The following is a 16,917-nucleotide window of genomic DNA, read 5'->3' on the forward strand; positions in this document are numbered from 1 at the left end:
GGATGCCGAGCTTGTCGTACGTGTTCTTGATGTCCTCGGGCAGGTCCTCCCAGGACTCCGCCTGCTTCTCCGTCGACCGCACGAAGTACTTGATGTTGTCGAAGTCGATGCCGGAGAGGTCGGAGCCCCAGTTCGGCATGGGCTTCTTCTCGAAGAGGCGCAGGCCCTTGAGACGGAGCTTGGTCATCCACTCCGGCTCGGACTTCTTCGCCGAGATGTCCCGGACCACGTCCTCGTTCAGACCGCGCTTCGCGGAGGCGCCGGCCTCGTCGGAGTCGGCCCAGCCGTATTCGTAGGTGCCCAGACCCTCGAGTTCGGGGTGGGCAGTCTCCGTGGGGAGAGTCATGCGGGGTTCCTCCCGGCCGTGCTGGCGGATGCGTTGTGGGTGGTCTGGGAAATCTCGGGGATGAACGTCGTGCACACGCCGTCGCCGTGGGCGATGGTCGCCAGCCGCTGGACGTGCGTGCCGAGAAGCTGGGAGAAGATCTCGGTCTCCGCGTCGCAGAGCTGCGGGAACTTCTCGGCCACATGGGCGACGGGACAGTGGTGCTGGCAGAGCTGCTCGCCTTTTCGGGGGAGGGGCGCGCTGCGCGCCGTCGCAGCGTACCCGTCCGCGCTGAGGGCCTTCGCCAGGGCCTCGGTGCGCCGCTCGGGGGCCGCGGCCTCGATCGCCGCGCGGTACGCGGCGGCCTGTTCGGCGATCCGGGCGCGGGCGAAGGCGACGACCGCCTCGTCCCCGCCGAAGCGCTCCTGGATCCAGCGCAGGGCGTCGGCGGCGAGCTTGTCGTAGGACTGGTCGAAGGCGTCCCGGCCGCAGTCGGTGAGGGCGAAGACCTTGGCGGGTCGGCCACGGGTCCGCGCTCCGTACACCCGCTGCTCACGGGCCTGTACGACGTCATCGGCGACCAGGGCGTCGAGATGGCGGCGGACGGCGGCGGGGGTGAGCCCGAGGCGCCCGGCCAGCTCGGTCACGGTCGACGGCCCGTGGTCCAGGATGGAGCGCGCGACGCGGTTGCGCGTGGAGCGCTCCCCGGTCGCGAGCTCTTCCTGGGGTGCCCCCTGAGGGGTCGCCCGAGCCTCGCCGACGTTTTTCACAACGCCATTGTTGCGTAATTCCTCAGGGGCAGGCAACCCGCGCCCGGACCGGTGGACGGTGCCCTGCGTCACTTAGGCATACCTAATCTGACCTGCGGAAACGATCACTGATCGATCACGGCGGGGGTCCGCCGAGGGGTCCGCGCGACCCGGCCCGCACCCCCTCCCACCGGCCCACTTGCCGGTGCCGGACGGGGTGACGTACCGGGCGGAGTCACCCTCTCCCGCACCTGCCGTCCCTCCCGTGGCCGGTTCCCGTACCCGGCCGTCGGAGGGCCCGTCCGCGAACCTAGACTCCTGTGCCATGCGAACTGAGCCTGTCGTCCGGATCCAGGCCCTGGTGAAGCGGTACGGGACGAAGACCGCGGTGGACGGCCTGGACCTGACGGCCCGGGCGGGCGTCACCGCCGTACTCGGACCCAACGGCGCCGGCAAGACGACCACGATCGAGGCGTGCGAGGGATACCGCAGGCCGGACTCCGGCACCGTGCGCGTCCTCGGCCTCGACCCCGTACGGCAGGCCGCCCTGCTGCGCCCCCGGATCGGCGTGATGCTCCAGTCCGGCGGCGTCTACTCCGGTGCGCGGGCCGACGAGATGCTGCGGCACATGGCGAAGCTGCACGCGCATCCGCTGGACGTGGACGCGCTGATCGAGCGGCTCGGCCTCGGCTCCTGCGGCCGGACGACGTACCGCCGGCTGTCCGGCGGCCAGCAGCAGCGGCTCGCGCTGGCGATGGCCGTGGTCGGCAGACCCGAACTGGTGTTCCTGGACGAGCCGACGGCCGGCCTCGACCCGCAGGCCCGCCGCGCCACCTGGGACCTGGTCCGCGATCTGCGCGCGGACGGTGTCTCGGCCATCCTCACCACGCACCACATGGACGAGGCCGAACAGCTCGCCGACGACGTGGCGATCATCGACGCGGGCCGGGTCATCGCACAGGGCTCCCCCGAGGAGCTGTGCCGCGGCGGCGCCGAGAACACCCTGCGCTTCACCGGCCGCCCGGGGCTCGACGTGAACTCCCTGCTCAAGGCGCTGCCCGTGGACAGCGCCGCCACCGAGCCGACCCCGGGCTCCTACCGGGTGGCCGGCAAGGTCGACCCGCAACTGCTGGCGACGGTCACCTCCTGGTGCGCCCAGCACGGGGTGATGCCGGACCGGATCTCCGTCGAACGGCACACCCTCGAAGACGTCTTCCTCGAACTGACCGGCAAGGAGCTGCGCGGATGAGCGCCCTCGGGACCTACTCCCCCAGGCCGGGCGCGGCCCCGCTGCCCCGGATGATCGCGGCGCAGGCGGCGCTGGAGACCAGGATGCTCCTGCGCAACGGCGAGCAGCTCCTGCTCACCGTCGTGATCCCGGCGCTGCTGCTGGTGCTGTTCAGCACGGTGGACATCGTCGACACCGGCGCGGGCGAGGCGGTGGACTTCCTCACCCCCGGCATCCTGGCACTCGCGGTCATGTCCACGGCGTTCACCGGACAGGCCATCGCGACCGGCTTCGAGCGGCGCTACGGCGTCCTGAAGCGGCTCGGGACCTCCCCGCTGCCGCGCTGGGCGCTGATGACGGCGAAGACGGTGTCCGTGCTGGTCACCGAGGTGCTCCAGGTGATCCTGCTGACGGTGATCGCCTTCGCGCTGGGCTGGGACCCGCAGGGCAACCCGCTCGCGGTGCTGCTGCTCCTGGTGCTGGGCACCGCCGCGTTCTCCGGCCTCGGGCTGCTGATGGCCGGCACGCTGAAGGCGGAGGCGACGCTGGCCGCCGCCAACCTGGTCTTCCTGCTGCTGCTCGTGGGCGGCGGGGTGATCGTGCCGCTGGACAAGTTCCCGTCCGGCGCCCAGGACGTGCTCGGACTGCTGCCGATCTCGGCGCTCTCCGACGGTCTGCGGGACGTCCTCCAGCACGGCGCCGGGATGCCCTGGGGCGACCTGGGGATCCTGGCGGTGTGGGCGGTGGCCGGGCTGGCCGCGGCCGGCCGGTTCTTCCGCTGGGAATGACCGGCGCCCGGCACGGGGGGACCCTCGTGAACGCGTGCACAAGCGGCCCCCTACGATGGACGGCGTGCCAAACGTGACCCGCGCCGACGCCCTGGCGGCCCTGCGCAACCCGCTCGCCTTCATCGCCTCCCGCTGGACCCCGGACCCCCGGACGGTCGAGCGCGCGGCCCTCGGCGCCCTCGTGATGTCGGTGCTCATCGTGGTCACCGGCGGTGCCGTACGGCTCACCGGTTCCGGTCTCGGCTGCCCGACCTGGCCCAAGTGCACGGAGGACTCGCTCACCGCGACCAGTGCGATGGGTCTGCACGGCGCGATCGAGTTCGGCAACCGCATGCTGACGTACGTGCTGTGCGCCGCCGTCGGCTGGGCGATCATCGCCGCGCGGGCCGCCAAGCCGCACCGCCGGGACCTCACCCGGCTGGGCTGGGCCCAGTTCTGGGTCGTGATGAGCAACGCGATCCTCGGCGGCATCGTGGTCCTCGTGGGCCTCAACCCGTATACGGTCGCGGCGCACTTCCTGCTGTCGTCCGCGCTCATCGCCGTCGCCACGGTGATGTGGCAGCGCACCCGGGAGGGCGGCGGGGAGCCGCGTCCGCTGGTCGGCAAGGCCGTCCAGCAGTTGGTGTGGTTCCTGGTCGCCGCGTCGGTTCTTGTCATCGCGGTCGGCACGGTGGTCACCGGCGCGGGTCCGCACGCGGGCGACTCCAGCGAGGTGGAGCGCATCCCGATCGACTGGGAGACGGTCGCCAAACTGCACGCCGTACTGGCGTGGATCGTGGTGACACTGACCTTCGCGCTGTGGTTCGTCCTGAAGGCGGTGGACGCGCCGAAGGGCCCGCTGGACCGGACCCGCGAGCTGTTCATCGTGCTGCTGGCTCAGGGAGCGGTGGGCTACGTGCAATATTTCACCCACCTCCCCGAGGTCCTGGTGGCCGCGCACATGCTCGGCTCCACCCTCATGTGGATCTGGGTGCTGCGGGTACTGCTGTCGCTGCGCGAACGCCCCGAGACGACGATCCCCCTGCCGGGCCCGTCCCCCGAGGCGACCGTCGGCTCCCGCGCCTAGCCGTACACCACGACGAGCCCGTCGATCGCCGGACCGAGGTAGCCCCGGGCAAGCCCCGCCCTGCGCTCGGTCCAGCCCGCCTCGGGTGCCACACGACGGTCGTCGTAGCGGCGTCGGGTGATGTCCTCGACGACCTCGGTGGGCGCGCCGAGGGTCGGCAGCAGGTCCAGGGCCTCGCGCTTGGAGATCAGCCGGCCGTCCCGCAGGGTGGCGGTGGCGCGGGCGAAGGTGAGCAGGCCCAGGTCGACCCAGACGTCCTGGCGCCACAGCGCCGCCCGGTCCACATGGGGCCGCCAGAACTCCCGCTGGTCGCGGACGACGAAGGCGCCGAGTTCACCGTCCGGCACCGGCGGCAGGACCGCACGTGGGGGCTCGCCGTGCAGCACCCGGCCGAATTCGTGCAGTTCGCGCCGGGTCACGGGGGTGACCGGTCGCCGGAACAGTTCGCCGTGCGCCCAGGTGACGTGGCGCCGCTCCGGATCCGCCGCCCCGCCGGGGGTGAGGTAGGTGCAGTGCAGCAGCGGGGCGAGCGGTTCGCCGCGGAGGCGGGCGTGCAGCCGGGCCAGGGCCCACACCGTGCGCGGACCGAGGGGCCCCGGCAGGACCGCGACCAGGTCCAGATCGCTGCGGCCCTCCTGGTAGTCGCCCCCGGCGAGCGACCCGTGGGCCCAGACGGCGGCGGGGTCCAGCGCCGCGAGCCCGGCGAGGAAACGGCCCAGTAGGGCGTCCGTACGGCGTGTCATGCGCCCAGTGTCCCGGCCTCACTCCAGCCCGTACACCCGCCGCGCGTTCCCCGAGGCGATCAGGGCCGCCACCCGCTGGGCGTCCGGGCGGGACCAGGCGCCCTCGGTGACCCAGGCGCCCAGGACCCGGGCCAGGGCCTCGCGGAAGAGACGGGCGCCCACCACATGGAGTTCGGGCAGACGCTGGCCGCCGCTGGAGAAGAGGATCTTGCCGAAGGGGGCCAGTTCCAGGGTCTCCGCGAGGACCGTCGCGGCCCGGGCGCCGGTGCGCACCAGGGCGGCGCCGGAGTCGGCGTACACATGGGGGAAGACGCCCGCAAGATGGGCGGCGTGGCGGTGGTACGGGTAGGCGTGCAGCAGCACGAGGTCCGTGCCGAGGCCGGCGGTGGCCCGGACGAAGTCCGTGAGCAGCACGGGGTCGGTGCGGTCGATGCGCGCGCCGGTCTCGCCGAGCCCCGCGTGCAGTTGGAGCGGCAGCCCGGAGGCGACGGCGATCCACAGCAGATGCCGTAGCAGCACCGGGTCGGTCAGTTCGTCGCCGACCCGGCGGGCGGCCAGCCAGCGGCCCGCCGCGCCCCGCACCTCCCCCGGGCCCGGCGGTTCGGGCGCGAGGGCGAGGCCGTGGCGCACCCCGGCCACCGAGGTGAAGGCGACCGCGCTCGCGGCGGCCCCGTGGACCGACTCGGCGAGGTTGGCGAGGAAGGACTCGACGGTGCCGGAGGTGTCGGCGACCTGCTCGGCGAGGAGTTCCAGGCGGACGATCTCACGCGCCTCGGCGTCCCCGGCGGAGGCCAGTTCGCCGGGCCCGGTGAGGTCGCCGGGCAGCCCGGTGTCGACGAGGTAGGTGGTGATGCCGCTGCCGCGCAGCAGCCGGCGGCCCGATTCCAGTACGCCGAGTTCACGGCGGCGGGCGAGATAACCGGCGGGCGGGCAGTGCGGTTCCAGGCCGAGCAGCGGGGGGCACCAACGGCGTACCGCGAAACCGGTCTGGGTGTCGAAGAGGGTGGTGCCCGGGGCGGGCGGGCCCTCGGTACGGGCGAGCTGGGCCTCGAAGGTGCCGAGACCCAGCTCCGTTCGCAGGACGCCGTGGCAGTACTGGTCCACCAGGGACGGCGTTTCGATCATCGGCACTCCCGTGAGGCGGACCGCGTACTCCTGAAGGTCCTAACGGGTGAACCGGGTGTCAGGTGTTGCTCAGGTGCCGCTCGGGGTGTCGCCCGTCGGGTTCTTCGGGCCGCCGACCTGGATCCCGGCCATCCGGCTCCACTCGTACGGTCCCGTGGTCACCTTCGCCGCGAACTCGCCGTCGAACTCGTCGTGGACCGTGATCCCGGCCTTCTCCACGGCCCGGTTCGCGATCTCGACCGAGGGGGCCACCAGGTCGCCCCAGCCGCCGTCCGCGCCGACGAGCACGATCCGGGCGCCGCGCTCCCCGATGTACGCGACCTGGCCCTCGGCCCCGCCGTGCTCGCGGGAGAAGGCGCCGATCTGCTTGGCGAGCCGGGCGACCCGGCGTCCGTCCTTCGCGTCAACCTGCTGCGTGTCTGCCATGGTCAGGATGCTACCGACGGGTAGATCGAACGGCGACGGCCGGGGTGCGTGGCCTTGCCCACGCACCCCGGCCGTCGCACGGATCCGGGAGGGACTACCGCAGGAAGGGGTCCACCGCGACCGCCACGAACAGCAGCGACACATAGGTGATGGACCAGTGGAAGAGCCGCATCTCCTTCAGCTTGCCGCCCGTGACCTCGGCCTTCGCCCGGCCGTGCAGGGCGTGCGCCTCCCACAGCCACCAGCCGCCCGCGACCAGCGCGACCGCCGTGTAGAACCAGCCGGTGTAGCCCAGCGGGGTGAGCAGCAGCGAGACGGCGACCATCACCCAGCTATAGAGGACGATCTGCTTGGCGACCGTCTTGTTGGAGGCGATGACCGGCAGCATCGGCACGCCCACGCGCGCGTAGTCGTCCTTGACCTTCATGGAGAGCGGCCAGTAGTGCGGCGGCGTCCAGAAGAACATGACGAGGAAGAGGACGACCGGGGCCCAGGACAGGGAGTTCGTCACCGAGGACCAGCCGATGAGGACGGGCATGCAGCCGGCGATCCCGCCCCACACGATGTTCTGCGAGGTACGCCGCTTGAGGATCATCGTGTAGACGACCACGTAGAAGAGGAGCGCGCCGAGGGCGAGCCAGGCGGACAGCCAGTTGACGGTCAGTCCGAACAGCAGTGTGGAGACCACCGCGAGGGTGATGCCGAAGGCGAGACATTCACGCGGGCTCACCATCCCGGTCACCAGCGGCCGCTGCGAGGTGCGGTCCATCAGCGCGTCGATGTCGCGGTCGATGTACATGTTCAGCGCGTTGGCGCCGCCCGCGGAGAGATAGCCGCCGAGGCAGGTCAGAAGGACCAGGCCGAGGTCGGGGACACCCTGCTGTGCCAGGAACATCACCGGAACGGTGGTGATCAGCAGCAGCTCGATGATCCGCGGCTTGGTCAGCGCCACGAACGCCTTGACCCGGGCCCCGAACGGCCGCCGGCTCGGGCTCTGGCTCGTCCCGATAATCCCCACTGGACGGGATTCAACGGCCGTCACGCACACCCCTGACAGAGACTCCCAGCAGGCCTCCCCATGTGAATAGGGGGTAAAGGCCCGCGCGTACCACGCCACTGTAGACGTTGCCCACACCCCGGCCTTCGCGGGGGTGGGGTCGTGTTGGAAGGGGGTGTCCGGCGGCGTCTTCGGGCCATGATCGACAGGTGGTCGGAGGCCCGCTCAGATGTCCGCTCAAGGGTCCGCTCAAAGGTCGTACAGAAACTCGATTGAGCAGTCAGATGAGCGGCTCCGTATTCATGTGCCGAATGCGGAACGTGCCAGTCGGGAGGCGGATCCCAGCCCGGCCCGGCAGTCTGGAATGACTCGAAAAAACGCACGTCTTCGCAGGGGTAGGCTCGACAGCGGCCGGTGGACATCCAGTGCATCGGCAGCCGGTGGGCGCGCGCCCTCAGCAGCCGGTATTCGACATGTGGAGAGGAGCCCTGACCCAGGGTGAGCACCAAGCCGACCACCACAGACCTCGAGTGGACCGAGTTGGACCAGCGGGCCGTGGACACCGCACGCGTTCTGGCCGCCGACGCCGTACAGAAGGTCGGCAACGGCCATCCCGGTACGGCGATGAGCCTGGCCCCCGCCGCGTACACCCTCTTCCAGAAGGTGATGCGGCACGACCCGGCCGACGCCGACTGGGTGGGCCGCGACCGATTCGTGCTGTCCGCGGGCCATTCGTCCCTCACTCTTTACACCCAGCTCTACCTGGCCGGCTTCGGCCTGGAGCTGGACGACCTGAAGTCGTTCCGCACCTGGGGTTCGAAGACCCCGGGCCACCCCGAGTACGGGCACACCGTGGGCGTGGAGACGACGACCGGCCCGCTGGGCCAGGGTGTCGCCAACGCCGTCGGCATGGCGATGGCCGCCCGCTACGAGCGCGGTCTGTTCGACCCGGAGGCCCCGCAGGGCGAGTCGCCCTTCGACCACTTCATCTACGTCATCGCCGGTGACGGCTGCCTCCAGGAGGGCATCTCCGCGGAGGCGTCCTCGATGGCCGGCCACCAGGAGCTGGGCAACCTCATCCTGCTGTGGGACGACAACCACATCTCGATCGAGGGCGACACGGAGACGGCCGTCTCCGAGGACACCGTCAAGCGGTACGAGGCGTACGGCTGGCATGTGCAGCGGGTCGCCCCGAAGCCGGACGGCGACCTCGACCCGCACGCGCTGTACGACGCGATCGAGGCCGCGAAGCTGGTGACGGACAAGCCGTCCTTCATCGCGATGCGCTCGATCATCGCCTGGCCCGCCCCGAACGCGCAGAACACCGAGGCCGCCCACGGCTCGGCGCTCGGCGACGACGAGGTGGCCGCCACCAAGCGCGTCCTCGGCTTCGACCCGGAGCTGACCTTCGAGGTCACCGACGAGGTCATCAACCACACCCGGGGCGCCCTGGAGCGCGGCGCGCAGGCGAAGGCCGAGTGGGAGAAGTCCTACCAGCTCTGGCGGGACGACAACCCGGAGCGGGCCGCCGAGTACGACCGCATCGCCGCGACCGAGCTGCCGGCCGGCTGGGAGGAGAAGCTCCCGGTCTTCGAGCCCGGCAAGGGTGTCGCCACCCGCGCCGCCTCGGGCAAGGTGCTCCAGGCGCTCGGCGCGGTCATCCCGGAGCTGTGGGGCGGCTCGGCCGACCTGGCCGGTTCCAACAACACGACGATCGACAAGACGTCGTCGTTCCTCCCGGCGGACAACCCGCTGCCGGAGGCGGACCCGTACGGCCGCACGATCCACTTCGGCATCCGCGAGCACTCCATGGCCGCGGAGATGAACGGCATCGCGCTGCACGGCAACACCCGTATCTACGGCGGCACGTTCCTCGTGTTCTCCGACTACATGCGCAACTCCGTGCGGCTGTCGGCGCTGATGCACCTGCCGGTGACGTACGTGTGGACGCACGACTCCATCGGCCTCGGCGAGGACGGCCCGACGCACCAGCCGGTCGAGCACCTCGCGTCGCTGCGCGCGATCCCCGGCCTCAACGTGGTCCGCCCGGCGGACGCCAACGAGACCGCGATCGCCTGGCGCGAGATCCTGCGCCGCTACACCAAGGTCTTCGGCGAGGGCGCCCCGCACGGTCTGGCGCTGACCCGCCAGGGCGTGCCGACGTACGAGCCCAACGAGGACGCGGCCAAGGGCGGCTATGTGCTGTTCGAGGCGTCCACGGGCACGCCCGAGGTCATCCTGATCGCGACCGGCTCCGAGGTGCACGTCGCCGTCGAGGCGCGCGAGCTGCTGGAGGCCGACGGGGTCCCGACGCGCGTCGTGTCGATGCCGTCGGTGGAGTGGTTCGAGGAGCAGGACCAGGGGTACCGGGACGGCGTTCTGCCGCCGTCGGTGCGGGCCCGGGTCTCGGTCGAGGCCGGTATCGGTCTGACCTGGCACAAGTACGTCGGGGACGCCGGACGCATCGTTTCCCTGGAGCACTTCGGTGCCTCCGCGGACGGCAAGGTCCTGTTCCAGGAGTACGGCTTCACCGCGGAGAACGTGGCCGCGCAGGCCCGGGAATCCCTCGCCGCGGCTCGGCGCTGACGCTCACACACGACACGTAGGAGATGCAATTTCCATGACAGACGCACTGAAGCGCCTCTCCGAAGAAGGCGTCGCGATCTGGCTGGACGACCTGTCGCGCAAGCGGATCACCTCGGGCAACCTCGCCGAGCTGATCGACCAGCAGCACGTCGTGGGCGTCACCACCAACCCGTCGATCTTCCAGAAGGCGATCTCCCAGGGCGACGGCTACGACCGGCAGCTCGCGGACCTCGCCGCCCGCAAGGTCACCGTCGAAGAGGCCATCCGCATGATCACGACGGCGGACGTCCGCGACGCCGCCGACATCCTGCGCCCGGTCTTCGACGCCACCGACGGCCAGGACGGGCGGGTGTCGATCGAGGTCGACCCCCGGCTCGCCCACAACACCCGGGCCACGGTCGCCGAGGCCAAGCAGCTCGCCTGGCTGGTCGACCGCCCCAACACCCTGATCAAGATCCCGGCCACCAAGGCGGGTCTGCCGGCGATCACCGAGGTCATCGGCAACGGCATCAGCGTCAACGTCACGCTGATCTTCTCGCTGGAGCGCTACCGCGAGGTCATGGACGCCTACCTGGCGGGCCTGGAGAAGGCCAAGGAGAAGGGCCTCGACCTCTCGCTGATCCACTCGGTGGCGTCCTTCTTCGTGTCCCGCGTGGACACCGAGATCGACAAGCGCCTCGACGCGCTGGGCACCGACGAGGCCAGGGCGGCGCGCGGCAAGGCCGCCCTCGCCAACGCCCGGCTCGCCTACCAGGCGTACGAGGAGGTCTTCTCGGGTCCCCGCTGGACCGCGCTGGAGAAGGCGGGCGCCAACAAGCAGCGTCCGCTGTGGGCCTCCACGGGTGTGAAGGACCCGGCGTACAAGGACACCCTGTACGTGGACGACCTGGTCGCCCCGAACACGGTGAACACCATGCCGGAGGCGACCCTGTTCGCCACCGAGGACCACGGGCGGATCACCGGCAACACCGTCGCCGGGACGTACGAGCAGGCCCGCGCCGAACTCGACGCGGTCGACAAGCTCGGCATCTCGTACGACGACGTGGTCCAGCTCCTGGAGGACGAGGGCGTCGAGAAGTTCGAGGCGTCCTGGAACGACCTGCTCAAGTCGACCGAGGCGGAGCTGGAGCGCCTCGCCCCCTCGGAGGGCTGAGACCTGTCGAGCAGCAATCCGCTGCGTGACCCCGCAGACCGACGGCTCCCGCGTATCGCGGGGCCGTCGGGCCTGGTCATCTTCGGCGTCACGGGCGATTTGTCCCGGAAGAAGCTCATGCCCGCCGTCTACGACCTCGCCAACCGGGGTCTGCTGCCGCCGGGCTTCTCGCTGGTCGGGTTCGCCCGCCGCGAGTGGGCGCACGAGGACTTCGCGCAGGAGGTCCACGACGCGGTCAAGGAGCACGCCCGCACGCCCTTCCGCGAGGAGGTCTGGCAGCAGCTCATCCAGGGCATGCGCTTCGTGCAGGGCACCTTCGACGACGACGAGGCGTTCGAGCGGCTGCGCTCCACGATCCAGGAACTGGACAAGGCGCAGGGCACGGGCGGCAACTTCGCCTTCTATCTGTCGGTGCCGCCGCGGTCCTTCCCCGTCGTCATCCAGCAGCTCAAGAAGCACGGCCTGGCCGACCAGACGAAGGACTCCTGGCGCCGCGCCGTCATCGAGAAGCCCTTCGGCCACGACCTGGAGTCGGCCAAGGAGCTGAACCAGGTGGTCCACGAGGTCTTCGCCCCGGACCAGGTCTTCCGCATCGACCACTACCTGGGCAAGGAGACCGTCCAGAACATCCTGGCGCTGCGGTTCGCCAACACCATGTTCGAGCCGATCTGGAACCGGTCCTTCGTCGACCATGTCCAGATCACGATGGCCGAGGACATCGGCATCGGCGGCCGCGCCGGCTACTACGACGGCATCGGCGCCGCCCGCGACGTCATCCAGAACCACCTCCTCCAGCTCATGGCGCTCACCGCCATGGAGGAGCCCGCCTCCTTCGACGCGGACGCGCTGGCCGCCGAGAAGACCAAGGTGCTCGGCGCGGTCCGGCTGCCGAAGGACCTGGGCCGCGACACCGTGCGCGCCCAGTACGCGGCCGGCTGGCAGGGCGGCGAGAAGGCCGTCGGCTACCTCGAAGAGGACGGCATCGACCCGCAGTCCAAGACCGACACCTACGCGGCCATCAAGGTGGAGGTCGACAACCGCCGCTGGGCGGGCGTCCCCTTCTATCTGCGCACCGGCAAGCGGCTCGGCCGCCGGGTCACCGAGATCGCGGTGGTCTTCCAGCGGGCCCCGCACTCCCCCTTCGACCACACGGCGACGGAGGAGCTGGGCAAGAACGCCATCGTCATCCGGGTCCAGCCCGACGAGGGCGTGACGGTCCGCTTCGGCTCCAAGGTGCCGGGCACCTCCATGGAGATCCGGGACGTGTCCATGGACTTCGCCTACGGCGAGTCCTTCACGGAGTCCTCGCCCGAGGCGTACGAGCGCCTCATCCTCGATGTGCTGCTCGGCGACTCGAACCTCTTCCCGCGCACCGAGGAGGTCGAGCTGTCCTGGAAGATCCTCGACCCGATCGAGCGGTACTGGGACGCCCACGGCCGGCCCGCGCAGTACCCGGCCGGTACCTGGGGGCCCGTCGAGGCGGACGAGATGCTCGAACGAGACGGACGGAGCTGGCGCCGGCCATGAAGATAGACCTGACGGACACCACCGCCAGCAAGATCAACAAGGCGCTGGTCCAGGGCCGCCGTGCCATCGGCACCCCGGCCGTGGGCATGGTGCTGACGCTGGTCATCGTCACCGACGAGGAGAACGCGTACGACGCCCTCAAGGCGGCCGGCGACGCCTCGCGCGAGCACCCCTCGCGCACGCTCGTCGTCATCAAGCGCGTCTCCCGCTCCCCCCGCGACCGCACCCAGTCCCGCCTCGACGCCGAGGTGCGGGTGGGCGCGGACGCGGGCACCGGCGAGACGGTCGTGCTGCGGCTGTACGGCGAGGTCGCCGACCACGCCCAGTCGGTCGTGCTGCCGCTGCTGCTGCCGGACGCCCCGGTGGTCGTGTGGTGGCCGGTGAACGCGCCGCTGGACCCGGCCGCCGACCCGCTCGGCGCGCTCGCCCAGCGCCGGGTCACCGACACCTACGCCTCCGAGCAGCCGGTGCGGGAACTCGGCGCCCGCGCCGACACCTACGCGCCCGGCGACACGGACCTGTCGTGGACCCGGATCACGCCCTGGCGTTCGATGCTGGCCGCCGCCCTGGACCAGGTCACCTGCACGGTGAACTCGGTCGAGGTGGAGGGCGAGGAGTTCAACCCGAGCTGCGAGCTGCTGGCGATGTGGCTCGCGGACCGCCTCGCGGTGCCCGTCAAGCGGTCGCTGTCCGGCGGTCCGGGGCTCACGGCGGTGCGGATGGCGACCGACGCCGGTCCGATCGTGCTGGACCGGGCCGACGGCTCGCTGGCCACGCTCTCCATCCAGGGCCAGCCCGACCGGGCGGTGGCGCTCAAGCGCCGCGACACGGCCGAGCTGATCGCGGAGGAGCTGCGCCGGCTGGACCCGGACGACACCTACGCGTCCGCGCTGCGGTTCGGGGTGGCCCGGCTGAACGCGTCGACGGCGGTGCCGGCCGGGAAGGCGCCCGCCGCCCCGGACGAGAAGGGGGAGGGTGCCGTCGCCAAAGGAGAAGGGCCCGGCACCGGCGAAGGACCTGCGGAAGGTGCCGCACGGGAAACGGCGGCGCCGGCACCGGTGACGCCCGCCTCGGCTCCGGATCCGGCGCCTGCCGCGGCTCCGGCTCCGGCTCCGGCTCCGGGCAAGAAGGCGGCGGCGAAGTGAGTGCTCCCCAGCTCGTCGTGCACCACGACAAGGAACTGATGGCGCAGGCCGCCGCGGCCCGCCTCATCACGAAGATCGTGGACGCCCAGGCGTCCCGCGGCACCGCGTCCGTGGTCCTCACCGGCGGCCGCAACGGCAACGGCCTGCTGGCCGCGCTGGCCGCCGCCCCGGCCCGGGACGCCGTCGACTGGAGCCGGCTCGACCTGTGGTGGGGCGACGAACGCTTCCTGCCCGAGGGCGATCCGGAGCGCAACGTCACGCAGGCCCGCGAGGCCCTGCTCGACGCGGTGCCGCTGGACCCGAAGCGCGTGCACGCCATGCCCGCGTCCGACGGTCCGTACGGCAGCGACGTGGAGGCGGCCGCGGAGGCGTACGCCGAGGAGCTGGCCCACGCGGCGGGCCCCGAGGACCACGCGGCCGTGCCGGGCTTCGACGTGCTGATGCTGGGCGTCGGCCCGGACACCCATGTGGCCTCGCTCTTCCCGGAGTTGCCGGCCGTACGGGAGACCGAGCGCACGGTGGTCGGGGTGCGGGGCGCGCCCAAGCCGCCGCCCACCCGGGTCACCCTCACCCTCCCGGCGATCCGGGCGGCGCGTGAGGTGTGGCTGCTGGCGGCCGGCGAGGACAAGGCCGAGGCCGCGGCGATCGCCCTGTCCGGCGCGGGCGAGATCCAGGCCCCGGCGGCGGGCGCGCGCGGCCGTGCCCGCACCCTGTGGCTGCTGGACAGCGCGGCGGCCTCCCGGCTGCCGCGGTCGCTGTATCCGCCGGCGTCGCCGTGAGGCCGCCCGTCTGAGGCGTCCGAGGGCCGGAGGGCGGTGGGGGTCAGGTTCCCCACCGCCCTCCGGCCCTTCGCGCTCACTTCACCGATCCCGCCATCACCCCCTGCACGAAGTGCCGCTGGAAGGCGAAGAACACGGCCACCGGCACCACCAGCGAGACGAACGCGCCCGGTGCCAGGACGTCGATGTTGCTGCCGAACTGCCGGATCTGCGACTGGAGTTCGACGGTCAGCGGCTGGGCGGAGCTGTCCGCGAACAGCAGGGCGACCAGCATGTCGTTCCACACCCACAGGAACTGGAAGATGGCGAGGCTGGCCAGCGCGGGCCGGCCCACCGGCAGGACGAGGCGGGTGAAGATCCGCCACTCGGTGCCGCCGTCCATCCGCGCCGCCTCCAGCATCTCCTTCGGCATCTCGGCGAAGTAGTTGCGCAGCAGGAACACGGCGAACGGCAGACCGTACGCCACATGGAAGAGGACGACTCCGGGGATCGTGCCGAACAGGCCGAGCTGGCCGAAGAGTTTGGCCACGGGCAGCAGACCGATCTGCACCGGCACCACCAACAGCGCCACCACCACCAGGAAGACGGCGTCCCGGCCGGGGAAGTCCAGCCAGGCGAAGGCGTATCCGGCGAGCGCCGCGAGGACGACGACCAGGACGGTCGTCGGCACCGAGATCAGCACGGTGTTCCAGAACGCCCGGGTGATGCCCGCGTTCCCCAGCAGCGCCGAGTAGTTGTCGAAGGAGAGCTGCGCGGGGCTGGTGAACACCGTCCACCAGCCGCCCTTCGCCGTGTCCTCGGCCGACCGCAGCGAGGACATCAGCAGTCCGGCCAGCGGGGTCAGCCAGACCAGGCCGATCACCACGAGGAAGCCCTGCACCAGGGCGCTGCCCAGGCCGCGCCTGACCGCGTTCATCGCTGACTCCTCCGGAATCGACGGACGTTGAAGACCATGGCGGGGACCACCAGGAGCAGGAGCAGTACGCCGAGCGCGCTGCCGAGGCCCTGGTCGTTGCCGCCGCCGAAGGACACCAGCCACATCTGGGTGGCGAGCACGGTGGCGTCCTCCTGCACCGGTCCGGGCGCGATGATGTAGACGAGGTCGAAGACCTTCATCACATTGATCACGAGGGTCACGAAGACGACGGTGAGGACGGGTGCCAGCAGCGGCACGGTGATCCGCCGGAAGATCTGCCACTCGTTCGCGCCGTCCATCCGCGCCGCCTCCAGCGCGTCCCGGGGGAGGGTCGCGAGGCCGGCGCCGATCAGCACCATCGCGAACCCGGTCCAGATCCACAGGTAGGCGCCGATGATCGCCGGGGTGACGAGCGCGGGGCCGAGCCAGGAGATCCCGTCGTAGGGGGCGGCGAAGTTCGCGGCGGGCAGCCGTACGGTGTACGAGGCGTCCGCGTCGAGTCCGGTGAGGCGGAAGGAGCCGTCGGCGGCCGTGGTGGCGGAGGCGGCCGTCCTCCCGTCCTTGACCGCCTCGACCGTCATCTCCGGCAGTCCGCTCTCGCGGGCGTCGACCTGGCCCTGACGGCCTCCGCCGCCGGGGGTGAAGTCCAGGTAGACGACGCCGCGCAGCTCGTCGGGGGCCGCCGCGGCGGCCCCCGCCCGGGACGCCGGTTCGGCGCCGTCGGGCAGGTCCTTCGGCAGGACGCCGACCAGGCCGAGCGTGACGGTCTCCCCCGGCGCCACGGCGGTGTCGGTGCGGTACGAGCCGTCGGGGGCCGCGGTGAGCCCCTGTCCTTCGCGGGCCCGTGCGGTCGGGTAGGCGGAGGTGCCGGTGAAGGCGTCGTGCACGGAGACCACGGCCGCGTTCAGGACGCCCTTGTCGGGGTCCTCGTCGTAGGCGAGGCGGAAGACGATGCCGGCGGCGAGGAAGGAGACGGCCATCGGCATGAACAGCAGCAGCTTGAAGGCGGTGGCCCAGCGGATCTTCTCCACCAGCACCGCGAGGATCAGCCCGAGGCCGGTCAGCAGGGCCGGGGCCACGACGACCCAGATCGCGGTGTTGCGCACCGCCTTGAGGGTCGCCGGGTCGCGGAACATCTCGGTGTAGTTGTCGCCGCCGACGAAGCGGGAGCCGGACGCGTCGAAGAAGCTGCGGCCGACGGAGAACAGCACGGGGTAGACGACCAGCGCGCCGAGCAGGAGGAGCGCGGGGAGGGCGAAGAGCACGGCGACGGCACGGCCGCGCCGTCGTCTGCTCCGGGCCCGGCCGGCGGGGCCGCCGGCCGGGGGCGCGGGCGCCTCGTTCAGCAAGGTCGAGGACATGGT

At 71.5% G+C, this 16,917-nt stretch carries 15 protein-coding genes and 1 pseudogene; 8 read left to right on the forward strand and 8 right to left on the reverse strand.

Annotated features, from left to right (window positions below; translation table 11 throughout):
• Both G6W55_RS29145 and G6W55_RS29150 read right to left on the reverse strand, forming a co-directional pair.
• A pseudogene (locus G6W55_RS29145) lies at positions 1-346 on the reverse strand (Fe-S cluster assembly protein SufB); the annotation flags it as partial.
• Complete coding sequence (locus tag G6W55_RS29150) at positions 343-1,095, reverse strand: metalloregulator ArsR/SmtB family transcription factor (RefSeq protein ID WP_175523761.1); 753 nt, start codon at positions 1,093-1,095, stop codon at positions 343-345. The pseudogene G6W55_RS29145 and the gene G6W55_RS29150, both read right to left, overlap by 4 nt.
• 304 nt (positions 1,096-1,399) lie before the next feature.
• Between G6W55_RS29150 and G6W55_RS29155 the strand changes: the two genes are divergently transcribed.
• Genes G6W55_RS29155 through G6W55_RS29165 form a run of 3 tightly spaced genes read left to right on the forward strand, consistent with a single transcriptional unit; the run spans position 1,400 to position 4,156 of the window.
• Positions 1,400-2,323 carry an ABC transporter ATP-binding protein gene (locus G6W55_RS29155; protein ID WP_030791252.1) on the forward strand — a complete coding sequence of 308 codons (924 nt, stop codon included), beginning with the start codon at positions 1,400-1,402 and terminating at the stop codon, positions 2,321-2,323.
• Positions 2,320-3,090 carry an ABC transporter permease gene (locus G6W55_RS29160; RefSeq protein ID WP_175523762.1) on the forward strand — a complete coding sequence of 257 codons (771 nt, stop codon included), beginning with the start codon at positions 2,320-2,322 and terminating at the stop codon, positions 3,088-3,090. Before G6W55_RS29155 ends, G6W55_RS29160 begins: the two co-directional genes overlap by 4 nt.
• Before the next feature lie 55 nt (positions 3,091-3,145).
• Positions 3,146-4,156 (forward strand): heme A synthase, encoded by a 1,011-nt coding sequence (locus G6W55_RS29165; protein ID WP_175523763.1) that lies wholly within the window; start codon positions 3,146-3,148, stop codon positions 4,154-4,156.
• Here G6W55_RS29165 and G6W55_RS29170 read toward each other — a convergent pair.
• The 4 genes from G6W55_RS29170 to G6W55_RS29185 all read right to left on the reverse strand — a co-directional run bounded on the left by G6W55_RS29170 (position 4,153) and on the right by G6W55_RS29185 (position 7,498).
• Entirely contained in the window at positions 4,153-4,899 is a 747-nt protein-coding gene (locus G6W55_RS29170; protein ID WP_175523764.1) for a nucleotidyltransferase domain-containing protein, read from the reverse strand. The two genes, G6W55_RS29165 and G6W55_RS29170, sit on opposite strands and share 4 nt — an antisense overlap.
• 18 nt (positions 4,900-4,917) lie before the next feature.
• A complete protein-coding gene (locus G6W55_RS29175) occupies positions 4,918-6,024 on the reverse strand; it encodes an amidohydrolase family protein (protein WP_175523765.1) in 1,107 nt (368 codons plus the stop codon).
• Positions 6,025-6,093: 69 nt separating this feature from the next.
• Positions 6,094-6,450, reverse strand: coding sequence for a hypothetical protein (locus G6W55_RS29180; RefSeq protein WP_175523766.1), 357 nt, complete (start codon positions 6,448-6,450; stop codon positions 6,094-6,096).
• A 94-nt stretch (positions 6,451-6,544) separates the two neighbouring features.
• Positions 6,545-7,498, reverse strand: coding sequence for a heme o synthase (locus tag G6W55_RS29185; RefSeq protein WP_175523767.1), 954 nt, complete (start codon positions 7,496-7,498; stop codon positions 6,545-6,547).
• Between the two features lie 447 nt (positions 7,499-7,945).
• Between G6W55_RS29185 and tkt the strand changes: the two genes are divergently transcribed.
• The 5 genes from tkt to pgl are packed head-to-tail and all read left to right on the forward strand — an operon-like array spanning position 7,946 to position 14,637.
• Positions 7,946-10,033 (forward strand): transketolase, encoded by a 2,088-nt coding sequence (tkt, locus tag G6W55_RS29190; RefSeq protein WP_175523768.1) that lies wholly within the window; start codon positions 7,946-7,948, stop codon positions 10,031-10,033.
• 34 nt (positions 10,034-10,067) lie between these two features.
• Positions 10,068-11,186 carry a transaldolase gene (tal, locus tag G6W55_RS29195; RefSeq protein ID WP_175523769.1) on the forward strand — a complete coding sequence of 373 codons (1,119 nt, stop codon included), beginning with the start codon at positions 10,068-10,070 and terminating at the stop codon, positions 11,184-11,186.
• A 3-nt stretch (positions 11,187-11,189) separates the two neighbouring features.
• The gene (zwf, locus tag G6W55_RS29200; RefSeq protein WP_078633085.1) at positions 11,190-12,713 is read left to right on the forward strand and encodes a glucose-6-phosphate dehydrogenase; all 1,524 of its coding nucleotides are present in this window, start codon (positions 11,190-11,192) and stop codon (positions 12,711-12,713) included.
• The gene (opcA, locus tag G6W55_RS29205; protein ID WP_175523770.1) at positions 12,710-13,858 is read left to right on the forward strand and encodes a glucose-6-phosphate dehydrogenase assembly protein OpcA; all 1,149 of its coding nucleotides are present in this window, start codon (positions 12,710-12,712) and stop codon (positions 13,856-13,858) included. The genes zwf and opcA overlap by 4 nt, the downstream gene beginning before the upstream one ends.
• A complete protein-coding gene (gene pgl / locus G6W55_RS29210) occupies positions 13,855-14,637 on the forward strand; it encodes a 6-phosphogluconolactonase (protein WP_175523771.1) in 783 nt (260 codons plus the stop codon). Before opcA ends, pgl begins: the two co-directional genes overlap by 4 nt.
• Positions 14,638-14,713: 76 nt before the next feature.
• On the opposite strand, the gene G6W55_RS29215 is transcribed toward pgl, so the two are convergent.
• Together G6W55_RS29215 and G6W55_RS29220 are read right to left on the reverse strand one after the other, a co-directional pair.
• Complete coding sequence (locus tag G6W55_RS29215; RefSeq protein WP_030791292.1) at positions 14,714-15,553, reverse strand: carbohydrate ABC transporter permease; 840 nt, start codon at positions 15,551-15,553, stop codon at positions 14,714-14,716.
• Entirely contained in the window at positions 15,550-16,914 is a 1,365-nt protein-coding gene (locus G6W55_RS29220) for a carbohydrate ABC transporter permease (RefSeq protein ID WP_175523772.1), read from the reverse strand. Before G6W55_RS29220 ends, G6W55_RS29215 begins: the two co-directional genes overlap by 4 nt.
• Positions 16,915-16,917: the final 3 nt, after the last annotated feature.

Source organism: Streptomyces sp. CAI-85, from assembly GCF_013363615.1.
GTDB lineage: Bacteria > Actinomycetota > Actinomycetes > Streptomycetales > Streptomycetaceae > Streptomyces > Streptomyces antibioticus_B.